An 8,458-nucleotide genomic window follows, 5' to 3' on the forward strand; every position below is an offset into this window, starting at 1 on the left:
ACTGGTTCCAAGCGTCACCAAGCGTTACGAGGAGCAACGGGGATGACAGCCACCGAGTCCGACGCACCGGCCCGGGTCCTGGTCGTGGACGACGAGCCAGCGCTGCGGGACGCGCTGGAGAGCAGCCTGGCCTTCGAGGGCTACGAGGTGGTCACCGCCTCCGACGGCCTCGAGGCGCTGGACACGGTGGCGGAGCAGAAGCCCGACCTGGTCCTGCTCGACATCATGATGCCGCGCATGGACGGCCTCACGGCCGTCCGCCGGCTGCGCTCGCGCGGGGACACCGTCCCGGTGCTGATGCTGACCGCCCGCGACGCGGTGGGCGACCGGGTCACCGGCCTCGACGTGGGCGCCGACGACTACCTGGCCAAGCCGTTCGAACTGGACGAGCTGCTGGCCCGCGTCCGCGCGCTGCTCCGGCGCTCCACGCTCACCACCTCCGCGGGCGCGGCGGAGGCCGCGGGCGCCGACGAGATCCTCTCCTTCGAGGACCTCACCATGAACACCACCACCCGCGAGGTCACCCGCGCGGGCAAGCCGGTCGAACTGACCCGGACCGAGTACATGCTGCTGGAGATGTTCCTGGCCCACCCGCGCCAGGTGCTGACCCGCGAACAGATCCTCAAGGCGGTCTGGGGCTTCGACTTCGAGCCCTCCAGCAACTCGCTCGACGTGTACGTGATGTACCTCCGCCGCAAGACCGAGGCCGGCGGCCTGCCGCGCCTCGTGCACACCGTGCGTGGTGTGGGTTACGCGTTGCGTGCGGCATGAGAAGTCCCGGCTGGTTTCGGAGGATGACCCTCCGCGGCCGACTGGCACTCCTCACCGCCTCGGCGGTCGCACTCGCCGTGGCCATAGCGGCGCTCGCGTGCTGGTTCCTGGTACAGGGGCAGCTCTACGGCCAGGTCGACGACAACCTCACCAACGCCGGCGGCATCGGGCGCGACCTGGTGTGTGCCGGCAGCGCCCCCGAGGCCGTCTCGAAGGCCAGTGCCGCGGCGACGCCCGGCTACGCTGCGCCGTCGGGAAGCAAGACCCAGTACCGCTGGGACAGCGAACTCGTGCTGCCGGACGAGCCGACAAACAGCGTCTGTGTGCAACCGGGCAGTTCGGTCGGCATCACCGTTGCACACTCGTACCTGGCGGTCCCGGTCGGCGAGACGCAGATCATCGACGGCACCTACACCGACGGCAGCCGGGCGCGCGTCCGCGTGGTGTCCAGCGCGACCAACACCGGCGAGCCGTACATCTTGCTCACGGCCTACCCGCTGGACCAGGTGACTCACGAACTCGGCAAGTTGCTGGTCGTGCTGCTCGCCATCGCCGTCTCCGGCATCGTCGCCGCAGGGGCCATCGGACTGCTCGTGGCCCGCGCCGCGCTCAAGCCGGTGGACAAGCTCACCGCCGCCGTCGAGCACATCGCCCGCACCGAAGAGGTCGGCACGACCATCGACGTTGCCGGGGACGACGAGATCGCCCGCCTCTCCGAGTCGTTCAACAGCATGTCCACCGCGCTCGCCGCCTCCCGGGAGCGGCAGTCGCAGCTGATCGCCGACGCCGGGCACGAGCTGCGCACGCCGCTGACCTCACTGCGTACCAACGTGGACCTGCTCGTCCGCAGCGAGGACGCCGGGCGTCCGCTGCCGCCGGACACCCACACCCGTCTGCTGCGCAACATGAAGGCGCAGATGGGCGAGCTCTCCACGCTCATCGGCGACCTGCTCGAACTCTCCCGGCCGACGCGCCCGAAGGGCTCCAAGCCGCTGGAGGTCATCGCGCTGCACGACATCGTCGCCCGCGCCCTGGACCGGGCGCGGCTGCGCGGGCCGGGGCTGGAGTTCACCGTCCAGGTCGAGCCCTGGTACGTCCGCGCCGACGCGCACGCGCTGGAGCGGGCGGTGATCAACCTGCTCGACAACGCCGTGAAGTTCAGCCCGGCGGGCGGCACCATCGACGTCGCCCTGAAGTTCGGCACGCTGACCGTCCGCGACCACGGCCCGGGGATCCCGGAGGACGACCTGGCGCACGTCTTCGAGCGGTTCTGGCGCTCCCCCGCCGCCCGCCAGATGCCGGGCTCCGGCCTCGGCCTGGCGATCGTCTCCCAGACCGTCCACGACCACGGCGGCGAGGTCTCCCTCTCCAACGCCCACCCGGGCACCCTCGCCACACTCCAACTCCCCGGCGCACCGACCCCTCCCCCGGAGCTGCCGACGGAGGTGTGACCAGCCAGCCCGTCTCAGCATACGAATATTTCTGTCCCACCATATGAGTCAGCGGCCATGATGCCGTCATGACCACCAGTCAGCGCGGCCCGACCGCGCCCACCGCTTCCCCCAGCACGCCCCCTGCGCGCCGCCGCTGGGTGATGCTCGGGCTCGGGACCGCTGCGCAGACGGCGGCGTTCGCGTTCGTGTACGGGATGCCGTACCTGATCCCCGCGCTGCGCAGCGGCGAGCACCTGACGTTGGCGCAGGCCGGGCTGATGGTCGCGTGTCCGACGGCCGGGCTGTTGCTGGCGCTGTACGCGTGGGGCGCGGCGACCGACCGGTACGGGGAGCGGTGGGTGCTGGCCATCGGGCTGGGGCTGGCCACGGCCGCGCTGACGGGGGCGCTGTTCACGCACGGGCTGGTCGCGCTGGGGGCGCTCTTCGCCGTGGCGGGGGCGGCCGGGGCCAGTGTGTCGGCGGCGAGCGGGCGGGTCGTGCTGGGGTGGTTCCCACCCCAGCAGCGCGGACTGGCGATGGGCGTGCGGCAGACGTCGACGCCGCTGGGCATGCTGGTCGCCGCCGTCGCCGTCCCGCCGATCGCCGCCGCGCACGGGCTGCGCGGGGCGGTGCTGTTCGTCGCCGTGCTGAGCGGCGTGATGACGGTGCTGACGGCGGCCTTCGTCGTCGACCCGCCGCGCAGTGCGCCGAGCAAGGCGAACACCCCGGCCGAGCGCCCGGCCAGCCCCTACCGCGGCGCGACCCTGTGGCGGATCCACGGCGCGAGCGCGCTGATGGTGTGGCCGCAGTTCACCGTCGGAGCGTTCGGGCTGGTCTACCTGACCGACGTCCGCCACTGGCCGGCCGTGGCCGCCGGGCAGCTGATGGCCTGCGGTCAGGCCCTGGCCGCCGCCTGCCGGATCGGCGCGGGGCGCTGGTCGGACGCGGTCGGCAGCCGGCTGGCGCCGATGCGGGTGCTGGCCGGGGCTGTCGGCGCGCTGACGCTGGGGATGGCCTTCGTGCCCGGCCCGGCGGCCGTGGTGCTGCTGGTTCTGCTGTGCGGACTGTCGGCGAGCACCAACGGGCTCTCCTTCACCGCGGTGGCCGAGCTGGCGGGCTCGTCCTGGGCCGGGCGGGCGCTGGCCGTCCACAACACCGGGCAGAACCTGACCGCCTCGCTCTGCCCACCCGCCGTCGGGGCGCTGATCACCGCCGCCGGTTACGCCCCGGCCTTCGGGCTGGCCGCCGCCTGCGCGGTCGCCGCGATCGCGGTCCTGCCGTCCCGCCGGGCCGGGGCCGCATAGTCCATTTGTCGCAGGCGAAGGACCTGACAAGCCGTAGGGTCGAACACATGGACACTGCGGAGCGTGAGGACGTCGCGGCGCTGTTGGCGCGCGCGGCGGAGGTGGACGGGCGGCAGGCGGTTTCCGAGCAGGGGCGGCTGGCGCTGCGGAGTGGGCGGGCCGAGGTGAGCCATCTGACCAGCCGGGACGAGCACGGCACGCTGCTGGGCTACGCCCAGATCGACGGCGACCGGACCGCCGAGCTCGTGGTCGACCCGGCGCACCGGCGCCTCGGGCACGGGCGGGCGCTGCTGCTGCGGACGCTGGCCGGCGGGGCGCAGCAGCTGTGGGCGCACAGCGGGCACCCGGGGGCGCGGCGGCTGGCCGAGGAGTCCGGGCTGGCGCTGGTCCGCGAACTGCGGCAGCTGCGCCGGACGGACGCCGCCCCGGAGGCGCCCGCGCTGCCCGACGGGGTCACCGTGCGGACCTTCGTCCCCGGCAAGGACGAGGAGGCCTGGCTGCGGGTGAACGCCGCCGCCTTCGCGCACCACCCCGAGCAGGGCTCCTGGACCCGCCGCGACCTCGACGAGCGCGAGGCCGAGGGCTGGTTCGACCCGAACGGGTTCTTCCTGGCCGAGCGGAACGGCGAACTGGTCGGCTTCCACTGGACCAAGGCCGAGGGCGGCCTGGGCGAGGTCTACGTGGTCGGGGTCGCGCCGTCGGAACAGGGCAGTGGGCTGGGCAAGGTACTCACCGCAGTGGGTCTGCGCCACTTGATCGAGGACCGAGGACTGCGCACGGTCCTCCTCTACGTCGATGCCGATAACCCGGCCGCGCTGCGGGTATACGAAAGGGCAGGGTTCACGGTCCACGAAGTGGATCTCATGTACGGCGTCCGCCCCTGACCCGTCGGATGACCCGTCGGACGCCTGGTGCTGCGTGGCCCGAGGACGGCGGTGCGGAGGCGACCGCCGCAGCTTTCCCGCAGGCCATGCTGAATTCACTCCCAGTTCACACACCGTTGCAAAGATCACGAAATGCGATCCGTCAGGTCCCCCAGGCGGCCTGCGGATGACGCGCAGGAGGAGCCACCCGAGATGACAGCCCAGCCTGCCCCGTCCGCATCCGCCACCACGTCCGCGCCCGGAGCCGCCGGCGGGACCGTCCTCGTGCCCGAGGCGGGTTTCCCGACCGACGTCGAGGACGAACTGCCGCAGAACCGGTTCCTGGACCGCGAGCGCAGCTGGCTCGCGTTCAACCAGCGCGTGCTGGAGCTCGCCGAGGACCCGGAGACCCCGCTGCTGGAGCGGGCCAAGTTCCTGGCGATCTTCGCCAGCAACCTGGACGAGTTCTTCATGGTCCGCGTCGCCGGGCTCAAGCGCCGCATCGCCACCGGCGTGGCCCAGCGCAGCGCCAGCGGTCTGCAGCCGCGCGAGGTGCTGGACCTGATATGGACCCGGTCCCGCGAGCTGATGGCCCGGCACGCCGCCTGCTTCCACCAGGACGTGCTGCCCGAGCTGTCCGCCGAGGGCATCGAACTGGTGCGCTGGAACGAGCTGACCGACAAGGAGCAGGCCAGGCTGCTGGCGCTGTTCCGGCAGCAGATCTTCCCGGTGCTGACCCCGCTGGCGGTCGACCCGGCGCACCCGTTCCCGTACATCTCCGGGCTGTCGCTGAACCTGGCCGTGGTGGTGCGCAACCCGGTCAGCGGTCACAAGCACTTCGCCCGCGTCAAGGTGCCGCAGTCGCTGTCGCGCTTCCTGACGGCCTCGCCGCAGCGGTACGTGCCGCTGGAGGACGTCATGGGCGCGCACCTGGAGTACCTCTTCCCGGGCATGGAGGTCCTCGCCCACCACGCCTTCCGGGTCACCCGCAACGAGGACCTGGAGGTCGAGGAGGACGACACCGAGAACATCCTCAAGGCGCTGGAGAAGGAGCTGATGCGGCGACGCTTCGGGCCGCCGGTGCGCCTGGAGGTCGAGGAGTCGATCGACCCGTACGTGCTGGACCTGCTGGTGCGCGAGCTCAACATCTCCGCCGCCGAGGTCTACCCGCTGCCCGGCCCGCTGGACCTGACCGGCCTCTTCGCGATCGCGAACGTGGACCGGCCCGAGCTGAAGTACCGGCCGTTCGTGGCCGGGACCGCGCGCGGGCTGGCCGAGGTCGAGTCGGCGTCGCAGCCGGACATCTTCGCCGCCGTGCGCGAGCGGGACGTGCTGCTGCACCACCCGTACGACTCGTTCTCCACCTCGGTGCAGGCCTTCCTGGAGCAGGCCGCCGCGGACCCGAACGTGCTGGCCATTAAGCAGACGCTGTACCGGACCTCCGGCGACTCGCCGATCGTGGACGCCCTGATCGACGCCGCCGAGGCGGGCAAGCAGGTGCTGGTCCTGGTCGAGATCAAGGCGCGCTTCGACGAGCAGGCCAACATCAAGTGGGCCCGCAAGCTGGAGGAGGCCGGCTGCCACGTCGTCTACGGCCTGATCGGGCTGAAGACCCACAGCAAACTGTCCCTGGTGGTCCGCCAGGAGGGCGAGACGCTGCGCCGCTACGCGCACGTCGGCACCGGCAACTACCACCCCAAGACGGCCCGCCTCTACGAGGACATCGGCGTCCTGACCGCCGACCCGCAGGTGGGCGCGGACCTGTCGGACCTGTTCAACCGGCTCTCCGGCTACTCGCGCCGCGAGTCCTACCGGCGGCTGCTGGTCGCCCCGCGCTCACTGCGTAAGGGGCTGATCGAGCGGATCAACGACGAGATCGCGCACCACAAGGCCGGACGCCCGGCCCGGGTGCAGATCAAGGTCAACTCGATCGTCGACGAGGCCGTGATCGACGCGCTCTACCGGGCCTCGCAGGCCGGAGTGCCGGTCGACGTCTGGGTGCGCGGCATCTGCGCGATCCGGCCGGGCGTGCCCGGACTGAGCGAGAACATCCGGGTCCGCTCGGTGCTCGGACGCTTCCTGGAACACTCCCGGGTCTTCGTCTTCGGCAACGGCGGCGACCCCGAGGTGTGGATCGGCAGCGCCGACATGATGCACCGCAACCTGGACCGCCGGATCGAGGCCCTGCTCCGGGTCACCGACCCGGGCCACCGGGCCGAGCTGGCCGGACTGCTCGAACTCGGCATGGCCGACGACACCTCCTCCTGGCACCTGGGCGCCGACGGCGCCTGGACCAGGCACGCGCACGACGCGGAAGGCCGCCCGCTGCGCAACGTGCAGGAACTGATGATCGACTCCCGCCGCCGCGCCCGGCGCGGAAACGACGGCTGGGGGCCCGGTGCCGGGTCCAGCTGAACCAAACCCGCAATTACCGACCGCAACGGGGACTCACCGAATGACGACCGAGATCGAGCCGGCCGCCGCAGGGGCCTCGTCGGCGGAGAGCCTGCTCGGGGCCCACCTCGCCGAGCAGGCAGGACGTTTCCTCCGGGCACTGCCCGACGTGGACCTCGGCACGCTGCGGCGTGTCGACGGCGCGCTGCACGGCTTCGGCGCGCTGCTGGACCCGACCTGGGGCGACACCATGCGCGGCGACCTGGCCGCGCTGGTGGTCACCCTCGGCCAGGAACACGGCTACACCCGCAGACTCACCCGGCTGCTCACCGCGATCGACTCGCTGACCTGCACCGACGCGACCGGCGTACCGACCCCGCGCAGCGGGGAGACCTCCGGCGGGGCGGGCCTACCGAGCCTCGCCGCCGAGCCCGTGACAGGCGGCCTGCTGGCAAACCATCCCGGCGCCCCCAAGGCGCGCGCGATGCTGGACCGCCAACTCACCCTGGCCCGCTCGCGCAGCCACACCGCGGCGCTGCAGGAACTCGGCTCGGCCCGGTTCCACTCGCTCGCCGACAGGATGACGCTGCTCGTCTCCGACCTGCCGCTGCGCGCCCCCGCCGAGTCCCGCCCGCCGGAGCAGCTGCTCGCCTACGCGGGCCGGATGGGCGAGGCCCTGGAGCTCACCGTCTCCCGCCTGCCGCTGGACCGGGCGGCCCAGCCGTACAACGGCGACGCGCTGCACCGGGTCCCGGTCGCCGCGGACCCGCTGCAGGCCGCGCACGAGGACGTCTCCTGGACGCGGGTGGGCGCGGCGGTCCGCTACGCCCGCTACGCCCTGGAGGTCTGCCGCCCACTGCTCGGCGGGCGCGCGGACGAACCGCTGGCCGGCCTGGTCCAGCTCGCCGCGCACCTCGACCAACAGCAGGAGGCCGCGGACGCGGCCGAGGCGGCGGCGCTGGCGGCGCGGACGCCGCGGATCACCCCGGCGACGGCATACGTCCTCGGGGTGGTGCATGCTGATCAACGTCTGGAGGTCGAGGCCGCGCGCCACGCCTTCAGCCGCTCCTGGCCCGATTTCACCAGCTCCGGATGGCTCACCGACCCATGGCTCGCCCGCTCGACCTGAACACGTCCGAGAAGCAGCAGTCGAAGAAGAAAAAGAAGCAGCAGAAGAAGGCTATGGATCAGGCCCCGCGCAGTATGGACGTGGTGAAGGCCGCAGGCGTGGTGCTGTGGCGCCGGAGCGGGGCGTCCGGCGGCTTGGAGCTGGTGCTGGTGCACCGGCCCAAGTACGACGACTGGAGCTTCCCCAAGGGCAAGCTGGAACTGGGCGAGCGCCATCGCGAGGCGGCGCTCCGCGAGGCGTTCGAGGAGACCGGGATGACGGTCATGCTCGGACAGCGCCTGCCCACCCAGCACTATCTGATCCGGGACCGGATCAAGCGCGTCCGCTACTGGTCCGCGACCCGGCTGACCGGACGGTTCACCCCGAACCGCGAGGTCGACCAACTCCGCTGGCTCCCCGTCGAGGAGGCGCGGGCGCTGCTCAGCTACGAGCACGACCGGGGGCTGGTCGACGCCCTGCTGGAAGCGCTCTAGCTGTATTGATCCGCAGCGTTGTTGACTCGGCTGATGGGGGTTTGGCCTCCGAGTGCGGTGTGACAGCGATGGTAGTTGTAGCGGTGGAGGA

7 protein-coding genes are annotated in these 8,458 nt (G+C 72.1%); all 7 read left to right on the forward strand.

What is annotated here, in order from left to right; all coding sequences use genetic code 11:
• The first annotated feature begins 42 nt into the window (after nucleotides 1–42).
• Nucleotides 43–771, forward strand: coding sequence for a response regulator transcription factor (locus ABH940_RS16720; RefSeq protein WP_370066590.1), 729 nt, complete (start codon nucleotides 43–45; stop codon nucleotides 769–771).
• 23 nt (nucleotides 772–794) lie between these two features.
• On the forward strand, nucleotides 795–2,222 hold the full coding sequence (locus ABH940_RS16725) for a sensor histidine kinase (RefSeq protein WP_370066592.1): 1,428 nt from the start codon (nucleotides 795–797) through the stop codon (nucleotides 2,220–2,222).
• A 68-nt stretch (nucleotides 2,223–2,290) separates the two neighbouring features.
• Nucleotides 2,291–3,508 (forward strand): MFS transporter, encoded by a 1,218-nt coding sequence (locus tag ABH940_RS16730; protein WP_370066594.1) that lies wholly within the window; start codon nucleotides 2,291–2,293, stop codon nucleotides 3,506–3,508.
• Nucleotides 3,509–3,555: 47 nt separating this feature from the next.
• Nucleotides 3,556–4,392, forward strand: coding sequence for a mycothiol synthase (gene mshD / locus ABH940_RS16735; RefSeq protein ID WP_370105515.1), 837 nt, complete (start codon nucleotides 3,556–3,558; stop codon nucleotides 4,390–4,392).
• Between the two features lie 132 nt (nucleotides 4,393–4,524).
• Nucleotides 4,525–6,786, forward strand: coding sequence for an RNA degradosome polyphosphate kinase (locus ABH940_RS16740; RefSeq protein WP_370066598.1), 2,262 nt, complete (start codon nucleotides 4,525–4,527; stop codon nucleotides 6,784–6,786).
• A gap of 40 nt (nucleotides 6,787–6,826) precedes the next feature.
• A complete protein-coding gene (locus ABH940_RS16745; RefSeq protein WP_370066600.1) occupies nucleotides 6,827–7,894 on the forward strand; it encodes a CHAD domain-containing protein in 1,068 nt (355 codons plus the stop codon).
• Between the two features lie 74 nt (nucleotides 7,895–7,968).
• A complete protein-coding gene (locus tag ABH940_RS16750; RefSeq protein ID WP_370066653.1) occupies nucleotides 7,969–8,367 on the forward strand; it encodes an NUDIX hydrolase in 399 nt (132 codons plus the stop codon).
• Nucleotides 8,368–8,458: the final 91 nt, after the last annotated feature.

Origin of the sequence: Streptacidiphilus sp. BW17, from assembly GCF_041262485.1 — a bacterium.
GTDB lineage: Bacteria > Actinomycetota > Actinomycetes > Streptomycetales > Streptomycetaceae > Streptacidiphilus.

What these genes read in the sequence shown, in the direction of transcription:
- ABH940_RS16740 (WP_370066598.1), top strand. Translation starts at nt 4,525, where the DNA reads ATGCGATCCGTCAGGTCCCCCAGGCGGCCTGCGGATGACGCGCAGGAG.
- mshD (WP_370105515.1), top strand. Translation starts at nt 3,556, where the DNA reads ATGGACACTGCGGAGCGTGAGGACGTCGCGGCGCTGTTGGCGCGCGCG.
- ABH940_RS16725 (WP_370066592.1), top strand. Translation starts at nt 795, where the DNA reads ATGACCCTCCGCGGCCGACTGGCACTCCTCACCGCCTCGGCGGTCGCA.
- ABH940_RS16750 (WP_370066653.1), top strand. Translation starts at nt 7,969, where the DNA reads ATGGACGTGGTGAAGGCCGCAGGCGTGGTGCTGTGGCGCCGGAGCGGG.
- ABH940_RS16745 (WP_370066600.1), top strand. Translation starts at nt 6,827, where the DNA reads ATGACGACCGAGATCGAGCCGGCCGCCGCAGGGGCCTCGTCGGCGGAG.
- ABH940_RS16730 (WP_370066594.1), top strand. Translation starts at nt 2,291, where the DNA reads ATGACCACCAGTCAGCGCGGCCCGACCGCGCCCACCGCTTCCCCCAGC.
- ABH940_RS16720 (WP_370066590.1), top strand. Translation starts at nt 43, where the DNA reads ATGACAGCCACCGAGTCCGACGCACCGGCCCGGGTCCTGGTCGTGGAC.